The organism is Moraxella sp. DOX410, from assembly GCF_032248735.1.
In the GTDB taxonomy this organism is placed as follows: Bacteria; Pseudomonadota; Gammaproteobacteria; order Pseudomonadales; family Moraxellaceae; genus Faucicola; species Faucicola tetraodonis.
In genome coordinates, this window is record NZ_CP135138.1 from 1,746,397 (window position 1) to 1,763,537 (window position 17,141).

Below are 17,141 nucleotides of genomic sequence, written 5' to 3' on the forward strand. Positions count from 1 at the left end.
TTGGTAGACATGCTTGGTAGACATGCTTGGTAAATATGCTAAAAATTTTTGGTTTTATTTTTTGAAACTTAATTAAAAAATGTTGTTATGGTTGTAATGACTGTTGGAGGCAAAATGCGAATTGTAATTTTGGATAAAATTACCGGTGAATGGGCACAAGAATGGACGGTGGCATGGTTCTTTTTTGGGGTAATTGCACTGGGTACCGGTTTTTGGTTTACCACAGAACATCGAGCGTTAGACTGGTTTTATTTGGGGGTGTCTTTTATCGGGCTATTGTGTGTGGTATCGCTGAGCTTTCGCCGCAATATCGCGGGTAATGGCTTTGGTATGTTGGCAACGGCGGGTGAAACCATTGTACAGGGAACCGCGGGTGCGGTGGGTTTGATGCTTGCGCCGCTGTTTAACTTTTTTACCCATTTGTATGGCATTTTTTATTGGTCAAAAAATACCGATGGCGATGGCAATATGATTCCCAAATCAGCCAATAAAATTGTGTGGTTGGTAACCATTGCCTTTATCGCGATTGGCTTGGCATTATTTCCAACTGTCAATAATTGGCTAGCGTCGATGGGTTATGGTGTGGTCGCCAACGATGGCAGTAAATTTTTGGGCGTGATTGATTTTTTTTGGATTAATGTGTTGGCATTTGTGCTATCCATCACAGCGCAAGCCACGATGATTTTACGCTATTCATTTAACTGGTGGTTATGGATTGTGGTGAATTTTGTCTGGCTGATTGTCAACTTGATGTCGCAAAATTATATTTTTGCCATTCAAACCATGGTGTACCAAATCAATGCGTTTGTGGGTCTGTATGAGTGGTATCGCAGTGAGCAAAAAGCCAAAGGCTTGGCGTAATAGTCACTGCTATTAAAAGCCACTGGTATAAAAAGCCATTGATATCAAAACCTATCAGGGTAAATTCGCTGATTTGACAAACGACTAGGGTGTGATACGATTCAGTGGTAACTGATGGGATTCACACCCATTTTTTATCAGCAATTTTTTTCATTGTCTTTATTATCTTTAAGGAAGAAGATTATGGCAAGCGTGACCCTGCTTCATTCAAAAAAATCCCTACAAAGCTGGCTGGCTGACTACGCCGTGAGCCACCAACATCCTATCAATAAAAAAATTCATTGGCTGTGCGTGCCCACGATTTTTGCCAGTATCTTAGGCATGGGAATGTCATGGCAGGCGGCGTTTACGTTGGTATTGATTGCTTTGGTAATGCTGTTTTATTTACGTCTGTCTACGCAATTATTTATTGCCATGGGCATGTTTGTGCTGTTTTGCTTGGCAGCGATTGCTATCTTGCCAGTTGGGTTTAAGTTTTGGTTTGGCGTATTTGTGGTAGCGTGGATTGGGCAATTTGTCGGTCACAAAATTGAAGGCAAAAAACCGTCATTTTTTGAAGACTTACAATTTTTGTTGATTGGTCCTGCCTGGGTTGCGAATTCGTTGAGTGAAAAATTGGCAAAACCTAAAACGTCATAAAAAACTTCATATTCACTAAGAAAACTCAACATATTACAGCGGCTATTTCCTAGATAATTGCAATGGCTTTGACTATCGCTAGGCTTTTTGGCGATGTTTGGTCGACCTACTCATTTTGAGTACCATATCACTTGTTAGCTTGCTGTTATTATGATTAGAAAAGTATCCAACCGTTGGCAACGTATTGACGTGCCGCAAACATTACCGACTATTCACGCGGCTTTGGCTTATTGTAAAAGCCAATTAAATAATTTGGGGGATAAAGGCTTTATCCAAATCAAAATTGCCGATGGCGAGTATTATCTAGACCAAGTTGAAATTGATTTTTTTAGTGATCGGGTAGAGATTGTTGGCAATTTGGACAATCCTGATAAGGTGCAGTTACATTTTGATGATACCTATAACCGCTGCGGCTTTTTGATGCAGCGGGGCAATGGTATTTTTAAAATCGATGGCATGACTATCAATGGCACTAAGGCGTTTTTGGGCTATGGACAGTGGCAAGATGAAGGCTATGGTGCCGGTATCATGTGCAATTACAATAGCCAAGTGCTCGTGGGTTCAAAGGTCCGTATCAATAAGTTTTATTATGGGGTTGCTGCCCGCTTTGGCTCAAGTATCCGCTGTGAACCTGGGGTGATTGTACAGTTTGCGGGGGATGTCGGTTTTTTTGCGTATGGGGGCTCGATAGATGCCCAGCAATGCGAGGCGTATCACTGTGCGCATTTGGATGAAGAGTTGGGTTTTGGATTTTGCGCGGAATCCAGCGGCTTTGTCAATGCCGATAACAGCGTGTCTGCACACAACCATATCGCAGGGTTTTATGCACTCACCAATGGCTCGATGTGGTGTCATGATACCAGTGCCAGCGAAAACAAACATGGCTTTTTGGCGCTGCACAATGGTATGCTAAGCTGCAACAGCATCAACCGACGTACCAATGCCTTTCGCAATTATGGCTATGGCTATTTTGCTGACAATGGCGGGCGTATTTTGGCCAATCGCAGTCTTGGCAATGAAAACGTGGTCGGTGGCTATTTTGCGCGTCATCACGCCAGTATCGATATCACCCACGCCAATGCCAACCACAATCAGGGTCACGGCTATACCGCAATCAATGCTACCTTGCTCGGTAACGGTGCTGAAGCGCGATTTAATCAAGGTAATGGCTTTGTCATAGGGCAGTCAGGTTTTTTGGATGGCAGTTTTTTGATGGCGTATGGCAATGCAGGCTATGGCTATCACTTAGATCATTGCCAAGCCTTTATGCCCTATGCCCGTGGCTGGAAAAACGCGCTGGGTCGTATGTACAAAGTCCATAGTTACGTCGCTATCAAATAAATTTTAGAATCTTTGCTACTGGTTTTTGCTTACTGTTGTTTCGCCTTTTAATCTTTTAGCCTGTAGCCTATCAATCCATCATTAATAAAAGCCAATTTTTTATCAAATCACAACCTATTTCATTTAGATTCGTCAGGCTCTCACCCGTTTTCCTGCTCTGGCTTATTCTCAAAAATTGTCAACATCGATTGATTGATTGGTTAAAAACGGTTTAACCAATATTAAGCATTGTGATTAAGCACTATAATCGATTTTTTTCTCGCATTCTTACCTAAAATTACAATAAGTAATGAATAAGTAATATCATTTGGTAGGGATTCGTTTTAAGGTATTGAAGTTAAAATAACAATCAACTACTTGATTTTATTAAAAATACAAAAATTTTTAGTTTAAGTCTATCACTACCATATTAGGAATATAATAACAATGAAGCGGCTAATCTTTGACCTAGATGACACCCTATGCACCACACAAAACGGCGACTATGCCAATGCCCAACCCATCACCGAAGTTGTCGAAAAACTTAAAGAATACCATCGACAAGGGTTTACGATTATCATCAATACCAGTCGCAATATGCGCACCTATCAAGGCAATATTGGCGCTATTAATAAAAACACCTTGCCAATTATCATCGATTGGCTGGCACGACATGATATCCCGTATGATGAATTATATGTGGGTAAGCCTTGGTGCGGCTTTGAAGGGTTTTATGTGGATGACAAAGCTATTCGACCCGATGAATTGGTCAAGTTAAGCTATGCAGAGATTTGCCAGCTGCTTGATTTAACACCTTAATAAAAAATAAAAATAATAACAACGTTTAAGGTAATTTAACGCCATGATACTCATTAACGCCTCTTCCTATGTCAATGCCGAATTTGAGGCAGAAATTGGGCGCATTCCGCCTTGCATGCTGCCCATCGGTAATAAAAAACTATTACAGCTGCAAGTCGATGTGGTACGCCAACAATTCCCCCATGAAAAAATTCTCTTGTCACTACCCGAAGCTTATACCTTGACCCTCAATGAAAAAGCAGTGATTAAGTCACTGCCCATTGAAGTGGTGACAATCGCTGAAAATTTGGCATTGGCTGAGACGATTCTATATGTGCTTAATCTAGCCATTGATAAATCTTACCAGCATATTCGTATTATCCAAGGGGATGTATTTTTACCCCAGTTACTTGATTGCTCAGATTGTATTGGCGTGTCGGATAAAACGCGCCAATATGACTGGCAGCAAACCAAAAAAGTGAAGGAAAGTCCCACTGATTGGATTGGGTATTTTGCCTTTTCCTCACGGCTGGAGTTGATTAAAGCCCTAGCAATTAGTAAGAAAAATTTTGTGCGGGCGATTTATTTGTACCAACAGACTATGCCAATGAAATCGGTCAACATTGAGTCGTATTATGATTGCAGTAATTTTGTGCATTATATTCATGCCCGCGCCAATATGACCACCGAACGCGCCTTTAATTCACTGCAGATTCGGGAAGGCATTGTCACCAAAAGCAGTGACGACAACAACAAAATTGAAGCGGAAATTTATTGGTACACCCATATTCCTGCGCCACTTAGACGTTTTACCCCGCAGTTGATTGATTATCAGCAAGTGGACGGACAGTTTAGTTATAGCTTAGAGTTCTTGCCGTTATTACCGCTCAATGAGTTGTATGTGCATGGGTTAAATACCACTGAATTTTGGCAACATATTTTTCAGTTATTAAAAGAATTTTTTAGTATGGCCAATCAGTCCGACGTGCATCGGCATATCGAAACCGGGTTTGCCAAATCGTATGCCGAAGATTTGTACCATAAAAAAACCTTAAAGCGGCTGTATGCGTATGCCGATGACGCCGATGTCGATTTGAATAAACCTGTAATATATGATGAAACGATGCTTGGCAGTACGCTAGAAATTGCGCAGGACTGTATCGACAAAGCCTTGGCACTGCCAAACACCGTGAGTGTCATGCATGGCGACTTATGTTTTAGCAACATCATGTATGACATGCGCGGTCGCCGGGTAAAAGTTTTTGACCCACGCGGCACGGATTCTAATGGCAATTTTAGTATTTTTGGTAACGCAAGCTATGATTTAGCAAAGCTCACCCATTCTGTGATTGGTATGTATGATTTTATCATCGCAGGGCGTTATGAAATTATCGACAGCCCTAGCGGTAGCGATATACGATTTGACATTGATAAGCGTTTGGAGCAAATCCAACAAGAATTTTTTGCAGGCACCTGGGTCAATGACATGACCACAGAATCTATCATGCCAGCGGTGGTGTTATTGTTTTTATCCATGCTACCCTTACACGCAGATAGACCCGATCGCCAGCGCGCCATGCTGCTCAATGCGTATCGTTTATACAAAATGTATGTGATGGAGGCGGTGACATGTTCGTAATTCCAATGGCAGGGCTAAGCAGTCGTTTTTTTAAGGCGGGCTTTGAGGTGCCTAAGTATCAATTGTCGATTGCCGATACCATTGTATTTGATTTGGCAATCAAGTCGTTTGAGCGCTATTTTAGTACCGATTTATTTTTGCTTATCGTGCGCGATGTGTATGATACCCCGCGATTTGTTGCTGAGCGATTAACGCGCTTGGGTGTGCGCAATTTTATGATTCATACCCTTGATGGCGAGACAGCGGGACAAGCTGAAACAGTAGCGCTTGGACTGGGACTTGAACAGGGACTCGGTAATCCTAGCATTGATGACGATGAGCCGATTTATATTTTTAACATCGATACCTTTCGCTATGGGTTTGAAAAACCTGACTGGGTAGAGTCTGTTGATGGCTATTTAGAAGTATTTGAAGGCGAAGGCGATCATTGGTCATTTATCGCCGTCGATGACCATGACAGGGTGATTAAAACCACCGAAAAACAGCGTATCTCCAATCTTTGCAGTGATGGCTTATATTATTTTAAATCCAAGCAGCAGTATCTATCGTTGTTTCAACAAGCGGTTGCCCAACAGTTGACGGTTAACAACGAATATTATATCGCCCCGATGTATAATTTATTAATCGCACAAGGCGGCCGGGTTGGCTATGTCAAAATCACGGATGACGACATTGATTTTTGCGGTACGCCGGATGAATACCAAGCGCTTAAAGCCCACGGTTTAAAGATTGATGTTTAAAGGCTCATGGTTAAAGGTTGATGTTTAAAAATTGGCGTTTAATTGTTTAACTGTTGAAAAAAAGCTTACCATCTGTTGGGTAAGCTTTTTTATTTAGCATATTTAGGGATAAAGACGCGAGAAAATCTGCTGTTGATCGACTGGGCTGTTTTGATAAAACTCTGCCGCGGCAATACTTTTCATCACCGCTCGTTCATCCGCATGCGCCAAGCGGGTTTCGTCGACTTGGTTGGGATACCAATATTGATAAAACAACTGATACCAGTCATCATGGCTGATGCAGTTCATCGCCATAAAAGCATCGGTCAATGTCCACTCGTATTTGGGTAACCGCAGCCCGTAGTCTGTCATATCAAGCACAATCACGTCACTCGCCAAAAATGCCTTGTGCGCGTCTAGAATCTGCTCATTAAGTTCATTGTAATAGCTTGGCGTGGCAGCGTAGCCGATTTTATTGGCATAATGACTGGCAATATGCTGCTCAACAGCCAGCCGCGTGCGAAAAGTATTGTCCGCAAATTTGGCATCGATATCTTGTGCATGCGACTCAAAATAAGTAGCATTGTCTCTACTCATAAGAGGTGCCGACCAAAAAGCCTGCAGTCGATCGGTCTTGCCAAACTGCGCCCAATCGCTGATATGAAACGCCATATGCTCAAACATGCTGGGGTCAATGGTAAAAAACGACGGCACTACAATCGGCGAATAGTCGGTTCCTTTACTTTTTGAGGATAAATGGCGCTGGGAATGTAACGTTACTTGCTGGGTATAATAGCGATAAAATTGTAGTAGATTGTCATTGAGCAAGTAGCTATCGGTGCGCAGTTTGAGCGCATATTCGGTGCTGACTTGGCTTAACCCCGCTTGTGTAGAGATGATTTGTCGATTGACGTTGTTAGGGGCGTCGTAGCCAAATTTGATATTGGGCAGACCCCCAGGATCTGGGTTTAAAATCAGCTGATCGATACCCAATTTGTCGGCGGTGTCAAACTCGGGCGGCAACGCAAGCGTATCCCAAGTCGATAATACAATGGTCGCATGGGGCAAGGCTGCTCGGGTTTTAGCGACGTTAGCCAAAAAATCACTGCCGTCATCGCCGCCCTGCCCTAGCTGATGAACGTTGATACTACCTTGAAAAATAACCGTCACTGACTGACTGGGGAGAGTATTTGCTTGCATAGGTTTCCATGATGCTGGTTATCAGTTAAATTGTTATCATAAATTATTGTTATCTGCTAACCCGTCATCATACCGCAATTTTGTTCAATTATCGGTCAGTGATTTGTTATCTGACTTTGATGTGACAAACTGTTAGACAGTGGCTTTTAGACCTTGGCTGTTAAACCTTAGCTTTTAGACATTGGCACGCAGCATCACACTGGTCGCCCACGCGCGATGCGTGGCTGGCTCAAGCATACTGTTATCTTGCTTAAACACCGCCTTGGCATCAACAGCAAGAATCGCGGTGGCTTGACTGCGCTCTATGTCGTTGACATAAAAAGCTTGCTTGACTGCAGCAATTTGCTCAGGGTGAATGATGGTTTTTCCCACCAGCCCCAAGGCGACATCTTGACGCAATTCTTCAGCAAACAAGGCAGGTTTATCCAAATACTCAAACACAGGCGCGGTCAAATAAAAACCTTGCGGCACAAAACACGCAATTAACTGATAGATGAGTATGCCGACTGGGGTTTGATAGATCGTCACATCAGACGGACGACGCAAGCGCAGCGAGGCAAATAAATCATTGCCACCAATACGCAGTGCCAAAATCGACTGGCTAAACCCTTCGCTAAAAGCTAGCGCCAATTCTTGGTTGTGTATCGGGTTAAAGATGAGCCGAGTCTCAAGGGTCGGCATCAATAGCTGTGTCGATGGCAATGCCTGACAAGCCAATCGCCAATCGGCAAGGCTTTGCATATCGATTTTTGGTAAAACAAAGCCATCCACCAAAGCAATCGTCTGCCAACTGGCAAGCTCGGTGAGCATCAAGGCGTTGCGCGGTCGGATAAATACCATCGGCCGTGAAATTGGACGTGATTCATCGCCAAAACCATCCGTCTGGGCGTGCTGAGTCCATGTCGCAAGCAGCTGCTTTAAGTTTGCGAGCGCGGCAGGAATTTCACTTTCACTTACCGCATCTTCCAAACAAATCACGATACTATCAATCTCAGCCAATTTTTGCTGGCTAATAATTTGCCAAATATCTTGGCGCGTGGCTGGCATATAAAGCGTCGCACCCAGTTGGTAGGGATTGATAGTCGGTGCAACAGACGCAGGTAAAAAATGATTTACAGGGTGTAATAGTGTCATAAAAAGTACAATGTGCGTAAAAGAGCGGTTAGGATAAATGGGCGGTTAACAAGGTCGATGAGCGCAAAGATGCGGTTATCATTGGCTTCTGTCCTTAATAATGGTGACAGCTTGGTAAGGTGCAATACTGGTATCTGCAATTAATTGAATATTTTTTTCCTCACAAAGATGACGCAGTAATGCTGTATCTTGTCCGTCTGCCATCTCATTGACCAATACACACTCAGGGTCGCGCCGTAATATCGCGCGGGTCGCCTCGGCGATGGTGGGTTTAATACGGTTGCGATTGCTGATGGCAAAGCGCGCCGCTAAGTCATCTATCACAGACTGGGTGGCAAAAATCGGCAATAACTTGCCCGTTAGCGGTGTTGATAAGGGCGTTTGCTGACGCAGCGCATCAATGGTTTGGATAAACTCGCCACTGCGATCCCAAGGCTGTAACTTGTCATAATACACTGCTTGGTGCAGTCCATCACTGGGCTCACGATACAGGGTACGCGATATCAGCCCAGAGACAGTGCTATTGAGCAAACTTGCGGGCATTAGCCAATCATCATTACTCGCCGATAGCCAAGCCACCCCAGCAGGATCGGCCAACGTCACCAGTGGAATCACCCCGTCACCTTGGTGAAACAGTTGCGCTTGTTGCCGCTTATCAGTGATTTTGGCTAAACTTCGTTGCAACTCACCATAGATAGCTCCTTTCCCCGTCCAACCATCGACAAACACAATCGGGCTACGCGGATGCTGCTGCAAAATATATTGCAAGGCAACAGGGTCAAGTCCGCGGTCACGGATGATACTCACCCCGTAATGCTGACTGGCTAACGCATAGCTGGCAGATGCATCACTAAGCGCTTTTTGTAGCAAGACCCCAATCGGCAATCCTGCCCGCACGAGACTGACCAATATCAGCGGCTGCGAGGCACTCACGCGAGCATGAAATAGCTGATGTAAGCTAAAGGCAAGGCTTGTGACATCATTTGCCATGCGTTGTTTGCCTGCCATCAATGCTTGATTGTACAAGGCTTCATGCATGGCGCTGGGCGGTTTTTCAAGCGTCAGCATATCTGAATAATGGCGCTGACCTGATTGGATTAACGCTTCTTTTTGCGTTGGGCTGATATCATTGACGCTATCAGCATTGACGATATCGAGCAGCAACGTAACCTCAGAAGGTAAATAACTACCCGAAAAATTTGCCTGAATTGTCATGATTATAAACACCCTTGACTGATAGCATCATGCAGTTGTCCTCGATTGGGCGTACCATACCAGTCCAATAATTGTAAAAACGGCAAATCCGCCAAACTATCACCAAAACCAAAACAAGGGCGGTGCTTATCCAAATGATAATCGAGCAAAAAACGCATCGCGTGATGCTTGTTGACGACGTGCGGCAACAGTGCCAAGTTATTGGCATTGACATGGATATAAAACTCATCGCCCAAATCAGGCGCCTCATTTAGCACATTCGGCAGCTGTGCCGCAAACTGCAGCAGAGCATCGTGGTCTTTATGCCGATGTTTGATGGCGACATACACCATCAAATCCGTCGCGTTATTGTCTACTATAAAGTGTTCATAATGTGGGGTTATGCGTAGTGCTTCAAACCTTGCCAATCGCGCCATAAGCTGGCTTAGTTTGGGTTGTAGCGCCACCAATTGCCCTGCCATTAGCCGCTGCCAACGCGCACAAAGCTGCCCCGACGGCGCTACAATCACCGCACCATGGGTCAAAACTTGCCAACTATCAAACGGCAGTTTAACGCGCACAATCTCAGTGGTATCTCTTGCGGTGACGGGGATGAGCTCAGTTGATTGGGATAACCAATTAAAAAAATGGCGCTGCTTTGGGGTCAAAAAGCTCAATGGTGCATTCTGCTTATCGACGGTCGCCGCCACCAACCCATCCATTGGCAATTGCCAAGCTGCAATTTTTCGCTGGGTTTGAAACAAGGTATCATCCAAATCCATCAAAGCATAAGGCTTGACTAGCGCGACTTTTGATTCAAAAAAACGGGCTTCGGGTTTAAAAAAATCGGTCATTCACACTCACTTTTATCAAACTTAATTTTTATCGATTATCGATTTTGTGGCTGATTAGCTTTCGGACTTCAGATATAGGACTTTGGTTGTCAGTTTTAGAATGTCAGATTTCAGGTCTCGGTGAAATTACCATAACATTATCAAAACGCTGCCAAATCTCATCCACGCTATCTTGGGGGGTTTCCACGCACAACAGCACCCAATCCCACGCCTCAGGCGTCACGTTGTAAACAAAATTGGTCATGCCCAAGCCATAATGGTCAAAGAACTTGATGACGCTAGTCACGGCGCTATCAGCATGGATGGCGATAGGTGACCGCGTTAAGGCAGAAAATTTGACATCCGCTTGATACTGCGCCAAGCGTTCGGCAAGCAACAACGGCAACCAAACAAACTCATTACTGCCCAGCACCAAGATTTTTTGATGGGCGAATGACGCTAGGGTCAATTGTCTTTGGCTCAGCGTATGATGCAAACCTTGCAGCAAAAAATCCAATCCCGATGTACTATCGCGTGTCGGTTGTCTACCCCAATCGCCGGTAGGCAGCAGTGGCTGACTGCCTGCCTCTGTGGTTGACACATTTGGCATGGTAACCGCGGGCGCATTCACCTTATCTGTCCACGTCCAATCTCCTGCCAGCAGATGATGGCGAAAAAAGGCGATGTCATTAAAAATATTACTATCCGTTTCCCCCAGTTTTTTGCCCAGTTTTTTGCCCAGTGACCAATCAACCAGCGTCGCCAAATGCACTTGCTCAAGCTTACTCATTCCTGCTTGACGCAGGGCGTTGACCACATTTTGACAGGTATTACCTGTGGAGGCTTCGTCATCGACCATAATCAAGGTTTTGGCGTTTTCAACGTTCGCTTGTAGCGTGCTGTCATCACTTTGGTAAATCAAATGCACACTGGCATGACTATGATCTTCGCTAAACGTGGTGAAAAGCTCTCCTGCCTGTGCATGCCGCGTCGAGTTGAGCAAAATAGCCTGCGGATAACGCGCCTGCAGCACTTGATGCACCCCTGCCGACAGTCCGACTGCGGTCTCAGCCATGCCAATTACCACAATTGGCTCGGGCAAATCATCGGGTATGAGAGTTGCCAACTGGGTGAAGGCTTGTCGCATATTATCGGGGGATACCGGAATATGTCGCCCCAATACTTTGGATACAAACAAAAATGCGCGCTTGGGATTGATACGCTCAGCAAACCCCAACAACTCATCGAGTTGATAATCCGCGGTGGTTTGATAACGTAAAGTAAGCTCGCCACGCGATAACGAAATGGCTTTTTGCTCAGTCATGGCGTCTGTTGTCCTGTTATTTTTGCGTTAGCCGATTTTGACGCTGGTCATCAGCGGACGCACGATGCAAGGGGTGATGGTATCACGTACCGCTGCCAGATGTGGTTTGGCAATACAGCCTGACCAATAGGCAAAAGCTAATTGGGTTAAATTCATCGTGCCGTTGTCAAAGGCGTGATCGGTGTAACCAATCCCACCTGACGCACGGCTATTGATTTCCAGTACCTTGTGCATCCCATTTTCATCAGCCTTGGTTTGGATGCTCACAATACCATCGGCTTTTAGGGCTGCCACTAGGCGCTTGACAAGTGCCATCACTGCCTCGTCATAGCCCACATGCTGTTCACTGCCGTCTTTATAGCGCGTCACTGCGGCTAACACTTCCCCTGTCTCACATACCACATCAATCGAATATTCTTTGCCTGCTAGATATGGCATCAGCAGCATGGCAATGGGTTTGTCAGTTACCATTTGGCTATGGTTATAGGCGTGTAAAAATTGTGCAAGATGAATTTTTTTAGCATCGGTGAAGTATAAATGCTCAAAACTATCCCACGCATCGACCGCTCCCGTATCGAGTCGCCAAAACCCTTGCGCAAATATGCCTTTAACGGGTTTTACACATAACGGCTGCTCACCATGCAAGGCTAGCAGTGCCATTAATTCATCTGCATTATCGAACTGCCAGCCACTGGCCACAGGGATGTCATGTTGCTGGCAAAAAGCTGTAAAAGCGGCTTTATCGTCCATTAATTCAAGCGTGGCTGTGTCAGTTGCGCCTGTCAACAACCGAATACCGGCTGCTTTGAAGTCTTGACGTCTGGCTTCGTAATCTTGGCTATTGCGCCCTGTCAATATCACTTTGCTATTATGCTTTTTGGCCTGTTCAAGTACAAATTCAACCCGCTCACTTGGCTCGGATGGCTCTTGGCACGCTATATCGGCACAGTTTAAGATTTCTGGTCGTGGTTGTCGATGGGATGCCACGATGGTCATCGGTAAGTTATATCGGCATTTCATGGCTTGCATGGCAAGTAGCATCTCACGCTGGCTTGACTGCCCTTCTGCCAACCAAATTGAAAACGGGGTATTACTGGGGTTTAAAATCATTCAATTTCCATTAGCAAATCTTCATACAACTGTAATCGATTGTCATTGAGATATAACATGCTGAGTGTGTAGCAAGAATTATATAGCAGGTGGTGCAAAATTTTAATGTATCTTGCTAAATAAATCGTGGCTGCCACTGCAGGATATGCTTGACTACTTGTCTTTGCTTAACTTTTCTTTGCTTAGTAGGTAAGACTTATTATTTTACCAATCACATAGGTATCTTATATCTATACGCATGAGGGGCAACTCTTATTGGCGTGCTTTGCCAAACAATATTTGCCAAACAACGTTTGCTACACAATGATAGCTATATTGAGACCCGTAGTGTTTCGATGTTTCGAGGGTGAGGGTGCTCGATAAAAGTTATTGTTTTAGCCATAAAACGCAGTATAATCCATAATATTTTTTTTACTCACCATCAACTTTTGCTTTTACATGGAGATTTGCCCATGCAAGTTCAGCCTATCGGTGATATGTATGCCAATCACAAAGAATTGACGCTAAGGGGCATTATTCTTGGGGCATTAATCACTGTCATCTTTACCGCGTCCAATGTATATCTTGGACTTAAGGTCGGGTTAACGTTTGCCTCGTCCATTCCGGCGGCGGTGATATCAATGGCGGTTTTAAAATTTGCCAAAGATAGCAATATTCTTGAAAATAATATTGTACAAACCCAAGCTTCGGCGGCAGGTACTTTATCGTCCATTATCTTTGTGTTGCCAGCGTTATTAATGCTTGGTTATTGGACAGGGTTTCCGTTTTGGCAAACCACTATTTTATGTATCGCTGGCGGTATCTTAGGGGTGATTTTTACTATTCCGCTTCGCTATGCGATGGTCGTTAACAGTGATTTGCCCTACCCTGAAGGCGTTGCCGCTGCTGAAATTTTGCGGGCAGGCGAACAGGAAACAGCAGATGATACCCCCGCTCAGTCAGATGCCTCAACAGGCGCCAAGGATATTGTGATTGGTGGCGCGTTATCAGGCATTGTAGCGTTTTTGACCGGTGGACTTAGGGTATTGGCAGATTCGGCAGGCTACTGGTTTAAAGCAGGCTCGGCGATTACCCAATTACCCATGGGGTTTTCCTTGGCGCTACTTGGCGCAGGCTATCTAGTTGGAGTAGCAGGCGGTATTGCTATTTTGCTGGGTATCGTTATTGCTTGGGGTGCAGCGGTGCCGATATTGACGAGCATGACGCCTCAGCCCAGTGACATGGAAATGTCGGCATTTGCCATGAAAATCTGGAAGGAAAATGTCCGTTTTATTGGTGCAGGTACCATTGGTGTTGCCGCGATTTGGACGCTACTCACGCTTATGAAGCCAATGATTGAGGGATTAAAAATTTCCATGCAGGCGCTCAAAGGTGGCAATTCATCAAACCTCAGTCGTATGGAGCAGGATTTATCGCCCAAGGTTATGATCGGCTGGACGGTGGTAATGACGTTGTTATTGGCGGTTAGTTTCTATCAGTTTGTGGCAGATGCAAGCTTGCCAGCGGGTTTGGCATGGCTCCTAGTATTGGTTTGTACCGCGGTCACCTTTATCATTGGTTTCTTGGTAGCGGCAGCGTGTGGTTATATGGCGGGTTTGGTTGGATCGTCGTCTAGCCCAATTTCAGGTATTGGTATTATCTCGATTGTGGTGATTTCGCTCATTTTATTGCTTGTTGGCAATGCCTATCCACAATTGTTAACCACGGGTGATGGCAAATTTGTCACCGCGTTGGCGTTGTTCTGTGGTTCGGCGGTATTATGTGTGGCGACAATTTCAAATGACAATTTGCAAGACTTAAAAACGGGTTACTTGGTAAAAGCCACACCTTGGCGTCAGCAAATTGCCTTAATGATTGGTGTCGTGGTAGGTGCCTTGGTAATCTCCCCTATTTTAGAACTACTGTACAAAGCTTATGGTTTTACTGGGGCATTACCTCGCCCTGATATGGATGCCTCGCAAGCCTTGGGCGCACCGCAAGCAACCTTGATGACTACGATTGCCAAAGGGATTTTTGCGCATAATTTAAACTGGGACTTTATCCTTATCGGTGTGCTGATTGGTGCTGTACTGATTGTCGCTGATACTTTATTACGCAAAACTTCAGCGGGTAAATACAGCTTGCCAGTATTGGCAGTGGGTATGGGCATTTATTTGCCACCTACCATTAATATGCCGATTTTTATAGGCTCAGTATTGGCATGGTGGATTAAAAACCATATCACCAAAAACAGTGCGGCGGCGCAACGTGAGCGCAACTTAAAGCTTGCAGAGCGCAAAGGTACGTTATTTGCTGCAGGTTTAATTGTGGGCGAAAGCTTGATTGGCGTTATTATGGCGTTTATTATTGCCGCATCAGTCACGACGGGCGGATCAGATGCACCGCTCGCGCTTAAACTTGCCAATTGGGATAACATTGCCCAATGGTTAGGATTATTGGCATTTGTATTGGCTATCGTGATACTAGCAAGACGCGTGTTGAGCAGTGCCAAAACATCGGCATAACAAGCATTAAAATCTAATATCCCCATAAACTAAACCCTTGAAAATCAGTGTTTTCAAGGGTTTTTTATGTATCGCGGCTTGAGAAAATAGGCTCAAAACCATAGATTTAAAACTTTAGCCTCAAAAATATAAACTCAAGACCTTAAATTCAAAACCTTAGCGACGACATTTTTTCACAACTGTGATAGCAGCATGAGCAATCATTAGCAATTACAAAACTTTTAATAAGTCTAATAACACCTGCCAAGTTTTTGCCACGCTGGCGATTTCTACGCGCTCTTTGGGTGAGTGCGCCGCACGGATATTTGGACCAAAAGAAATCATGTCCATGTTTGGTGCTTTACCTTTAAATATGCCGCATTCAAGACCGGCATGAATCACCTGCAGCTTTGGCTCGCCTGAAAAATGACTCGCCATCACAGATTTTGCCACTGCCAATAGCTTGGAATCTGGGTCAGGTTGCCAGCCTGGATAATCATCGCTTAACTCTAGCGCTGCACCTGCCAAATCTGCTAAAGCTTGTAGCCGCTGGGCGATGTCATCTTTCGGGGTTTCACCCAAAGATCGCATCAGACAACGTATCTCAAGGGTGGCGGTGTGATTATTGTCATGAGTTTGGCTAAGCTTTACCACGCCCGTGCTAATTGATGTATCTACCACGCCGGCAAAACTATCGCTCATGCGTATGACGCCATTGGGGAGGCTACGCAGCAAGTTAAGCACACGCTGACTGTCGGCTATACTAAGAGCGGACAGGTTGCTAGATGCAGGTGACAGCGCGTCCGTGGCTACTAATTTTTCAACAGTGACGGTGAGGTTGGGTTCCGTGATTTTATATTCAGCTTGTAGCGTTTGCAAGATAGTGGGAAGCAACTGGCTGATACGGTCAAAATCACCCAACACCGCCGCAGAGGCTTCGCGCGTAATCACATTTCGCAGTACCCCACCTGTCCAGTGTTGTAGATAAAAAGGCGATGATCCAAACAGGCTTGCCAGCACGCGCGCCAGTAATAAGTTAGCATTGGCTAAGCCTTTATGAATATCAATGCCAGAGTGCCCACCTTGTAAACCGCTTACCTTAATCACCATCGGCGTGACATCCTCGGTTACGGTAATAAGCGGACAAGTTAACTGGAATGTTGCATCACGCCCGCCAGCACAGCCAATAAACAGTTCACCTTCATCTTCTGAGTCAAGGTTAATCATCGCAGGTGCGGTCAGCCACTCTGGGTGAATGGCTTGGACGCCGCCCATGCCGATTTCTTCTTCACAAGTCAAAATCAACTCAAGCGGTGGATGGACAATATCATCACTAAACGCCACCGCCAATGCCATAGCAAGCCCAATACCATTATCTGCCCCAAGCGTCGTATCGCTTGCCCAGACCCAATCGTCTTTAATAACAGGCTTGATAGGATCAGTGATAAAATCATGGTTGGTGGTTTCCCCTTTTTGTGCCACCATGTCAAAATGCGCTTGGATAGCCACCGCAGGACGGTTTGCCATATTGCTATCAAGCTGTACGCTTGCTGGTTTATAGATAAAAATATTGCCTTTTTCATCTTTTTTGACCGTTAACCCGTATGGTTGTCCGCGGGTTTGGACTGCTTGAACAATAAAGTCACCCAAAGCGTGTTCATGAAAAGTAGGATGTGGAATAGCACAAATTTGATCAAACCATTGCCAAACAGCAGTGGGTGACAGTTGAGAAAGATTGGTTGTCATGGTATTGCCTGATTTTTAGTGTATTAACTATCAAAGGCAATATTGTAGCGAATTTTACATACGAATGGTCAGCTTATTTCTGGTTAGCTTAGTTATAGCGCGATTGGCAAATGCACAGTAATATTCCATTTTAGAAAATGA

14 protein-coding genes are annotated in these 17,141 nt (G+C 44.9%); 7 read left to right on the forward strand and 7 right to left on the reverse strand.

Features of this window, described 5'->3' with window-relative positions; translation table 11 throughout:
* The first annotated feature begins 114 nt into the window (after positions 1 to 114).
* The 6 genes from pnuC (at position 115) to RNZ41_RS07810 (ending at position 5,997) form a co-directional block, all read left to right on the forward strand.
* Positions 115 to 861 (forward strand): nicotinamide riboside transporter PnuC, encoded by a 747-nt coding sequence (gene pnuC, locus RNZ41_RS07785; RefSeq protein ID WP_314027011.1) that lies wholly within the window; start codon positions 115 to 117, stop codon positions 859 to 861.
* A 183-nt stretch (positions 862 to 1,044) separates the two neighbouring features.
* Positions 1,045 to 1,500 carry an Mpo1 family 2-hydroxy fatty acid dioxygenase gene (locus RNZ41_RS07790; RefSeq protein WP_007116952.1) on the forward strand — a complete coding sequence of 152 codons (456 nt, stop codon included), beginning with the start codon at positions 1,045 to 1,047 and terminating at the stop codon, positions 1,498 to 1,500.
* Positions 1,501 to 1,650: 150 nt separating this feature from the next.
* Positions 1,651 to 2,841: a hypothetical protein gene (locus tag RNZ41_RS07795; RefSeq protein ID WP_314027012.1), complete on the forward strand. Its 1,191-nt coding sequence runs from the start codon at positions 1,651 to 1,653 to the stop codon at positions 2,839 to 2,841.
* A gap of 426 nt (positions 2,842 to 3,267) precedes the next feature.
* Positions 3,268 to 3,639: an HAD-IIIC family phosphatase gene (locus RNZ41_RS07800; RefSeq protein WP_309596277.1), complete on the forward strand. Its 372-nt coding sequence runs from the start codon at positions 3,268 to 3,270 to the stop codon at positions 3,637 to 3,639.
* 43 nt (positions 3,640 to 3,682) lie between these two features.
* Positions 3,683 to 5,257 carry an aminoglycoside phosphotransferase family protein gene (locus RNZ41_RS07805; RefSeq protein ID WP_007116949.1) on the forward strand — a complete coding sequence of 525 codons (1,575 nt, stop codon included), beginning with the start codon at positions 3,683 to 3,685 and terminating at the stop codon, positions 5,255 to 5,257.
* A complete protein-coding gene (locus tag RNZ41_RS07810; RefSeq protein ID WP_065252332.1) occupies positions 5,248 to 5,997 on the forward strand; it encodes a glycosyltransferase family 2 protein in 750 nt (249 codons plus the stop codon). Before RNZ41_RS07805 ends, RNZ41_RS07810 begins: the two co-directional genes overlap by 10 nt.
* A gap of 102 nt (positions 5,998 to 6,099) precedes the next feature.
* Here RNZ41_RS07810 and RNZ41_RS07815 read toward each other — a convergent pair whose 3' ends face one another.
* The 6 genes from RNZ41_RS07815 to RNZ41_RS07840 all read right to left on the reverse strand — a co-directional run bounded on the left by RNZ41_RS07815 (position 6,100) and on the right by RNZ41_RS07840 (position 12,771).
* Complete coding sequence (locus RNZ41_RS07815; RefSeq protein ID WP_314027013.1) at positions 6,100 to 7,176, reverse strand: WavE lipopolysaccharide synthesis family protein; 1,077 nt, start codon at positions 7,174 to 7,176, stop codon at positions 6,100 to 6,102.
* Between the two features lie 174 nt (positions 7,177 to 7,350).
* Positions 7,351 to 8,310, reverse strand: coding sequence for an HpcH/HpaI aldolase/citrate lyase family protein (locus tag RNZ41_RS07820; RefSeq protein ID WP_314027014.1), 960 nt, complete (start codon positions 8,308 to 8,310; stop codon positions 7,351 to 7,353).
* Between the two features lie 78 nt (positions 8,311 to 8,388).
* Positions 8,389 to 9,525 (reverse strand): cysteine protease StiP domain-containing protein, encoded by a 1,137-nt coding sequence (locus tag RNZ41_RS07825; RefSeq protein ID WP_065252329.1) that lies wholly within the window; start codon positions 9,523 to 9,525, stop codon positions 8,389 to 8,391.
* A gap of 2 nt (positions 9,526 to 9,527) precedes the next feature.
* Positions 9,528 to 10,358, reverse strand: a complete 831-nt coding sequence (locus tag RNZ41_RS07830) for an HAD family hydrolase (protein WP_065252328.1) — start codon at positions 10,356 to 10,358, stop codon at positions 9,528 to 9,530.
* Positions 10,359 to 10,461: 103 nt separating this feature from the next.
* Positions 10,462 to 11,661, reverse strand: a complete 1,200-nt coding sequence (locus RNZ41_RS07835; RefSeq protein WP_314027015.1) for a phosphoribosyltransferase domain-containing protein — start codon at positions 11,659 to 11,661, stop codon at positions 10,462 to 10,464.
* A gap of 27 nt (positions 11,662 to 11,688) precedes the next feature.
* Positions 11,689 to 12,771, reverse strand: a complete 1,083-nt coding sequence (locus RNZ41_RS07840) for an ATP-grasp domain-containing protein (RefSeq protein ID WP_314027016.1) — start codon at positions 12,769 to 12,771, stop codon at positions 11,689 to 11,691.
* Between the two features lie 452 nt (positions 12,772 to 13,223).
* Between RNZ41_RS07840 and RNZ41_RS07845 the strand changes: the two genes are divergently transcribed.
* Positions 13,224 to 15,275, forward strand: coding sequence for an OPT family oligopeptide transporter (locus RNZ41_RS07845; RefSeq protein ID WP_314027017.1), 2,052 nt, complete (start codon positions 13,224 to 13,226; stop codon positions 15,273 to 15,275).
* Between the two features lie 210 nt (positions 15,276 to 15,485).
* Here the strand turns inward: RNZ41_RS07845 and RNZ41_RS07850 are convergent, their stop codons facing one another.
* The gene (locus tag RNZ41_RS07850; protein WP_314027018.1) at positions 15,486 to 17,000 is read right to left on the reverse strand and encodes an aminoacyl-histidine dipeptidase; all 1,515 of its coding nucleotides are present in this window, start codon (positions 16,998 to 17,000) and stop codon (positions 15,486 to 15,488) included.
* Between the last annotated feature and the right edge of the window lie 141 nt (positions 17,001 to 17,141).

Excerpts from the sequence above, each read along its gene's own strand:
- RNZ41_RS07820 (WP_314027014.1), bottom strand. The coding sequence starts at position 8,310 with ATGACACTATTACACCCTGTAAATCATTTTTTACCTGCGTCTGTTGCA.
- RNZ41_RS07790 (WP_007116952.1), top strand. The coding sequence starts at position 1,045 with ATGGCAAGCGTGACCCTGCTTCATTCAAAAAAATCCCTACAAAGCTGG.
- RNZ41_RS07810 (WP_065252332.1), top strand. The coding sequence starts at position 5,248 with ATGTTCGTAATTCCAATGGCAGGGCTAAGCAGTCGTTTTTTTAAGGCG.
- RNZ41_RS07795 (WP_314027012.1), top strand. The coding sequence starts at position 1,651 with ATGATTAGAAAAGTATCCAACCGTTGGCAACGTATTGACGTGCCGCAA.
- RNZ41_RS07835 (WP_314027015.1), bottom strand. The coding sequence starts at position 11,661 with ATGACTGAGCAAAAAGCCATTTCGTTATCGCGTGGCGAGCTTACTTTA.
- RNZ41_RS07850 (WP_314027018.1), bottom strand. The coding sequence starts at position 17,000 with ATGACAACCAATCTTTCTCAACTGTCACCCACTGCTGTTTGGCAATGG.
- RNZ41_RS07805 (WP_007116949.1), top strand. The coding sequence starts at position 3,683 with ATGATACTCATTAACGCCTCTTCCTATGTCAATGCCGAATTTGAGGCA.
- RNZ41_RS07840 (WP_314027016.1), bottom strand. The coding sequence starts at position 12,771 with ATGATTTTAAACCCCAGTAATACCCCGTTTTCAATTTGGTTGGCAGAA.
- RNZ41_RS07815 (WP_314027013.1), bottom strand. The coding sequence starts at position 7,176 with ATGCAAGCAAATACTCTCCCCAGTCAGTCAGTGACGGTTATTTTTCAA.
- pnuC (WP_314027011.1), top strand. The coding sequence starts at position 115 with ATGCGAATTGTAATTTTGGATAAAATTACCGGTGAATGGGCACAAGAA.
- RNZ41_RS07825 (WP_065252329.1), bottom strand. The coding sequence starts at position 9,525 with ATGACAATTCAGGCAAATTTTTCGGGTAGTTATTTACCTTCTGAGGTT.
- RNZ41_RS07845 (WP_314027017.1), top strand. The coding sequence starts at position 13,224 with ATGCAAGTTCAGCCTATCGGTGATATGTATGCCAATCACAAAGAATTG.
- RNZ41_RS07800 (WP_309596277.1), top strand. The coding sequence starts at position 3,268 with ATGAAGCGGCTAATCTTTGACCTAGATGACACCCTATGCACCACACAA.
- RNZ41_RS07830 (WP_065252328.1), bottom strand. The coding sequence starts at position 10,358 with ATGACCGATTTTTTTAAACCCGAAGCCCGTTTTTTTGAATCAAAAGTC.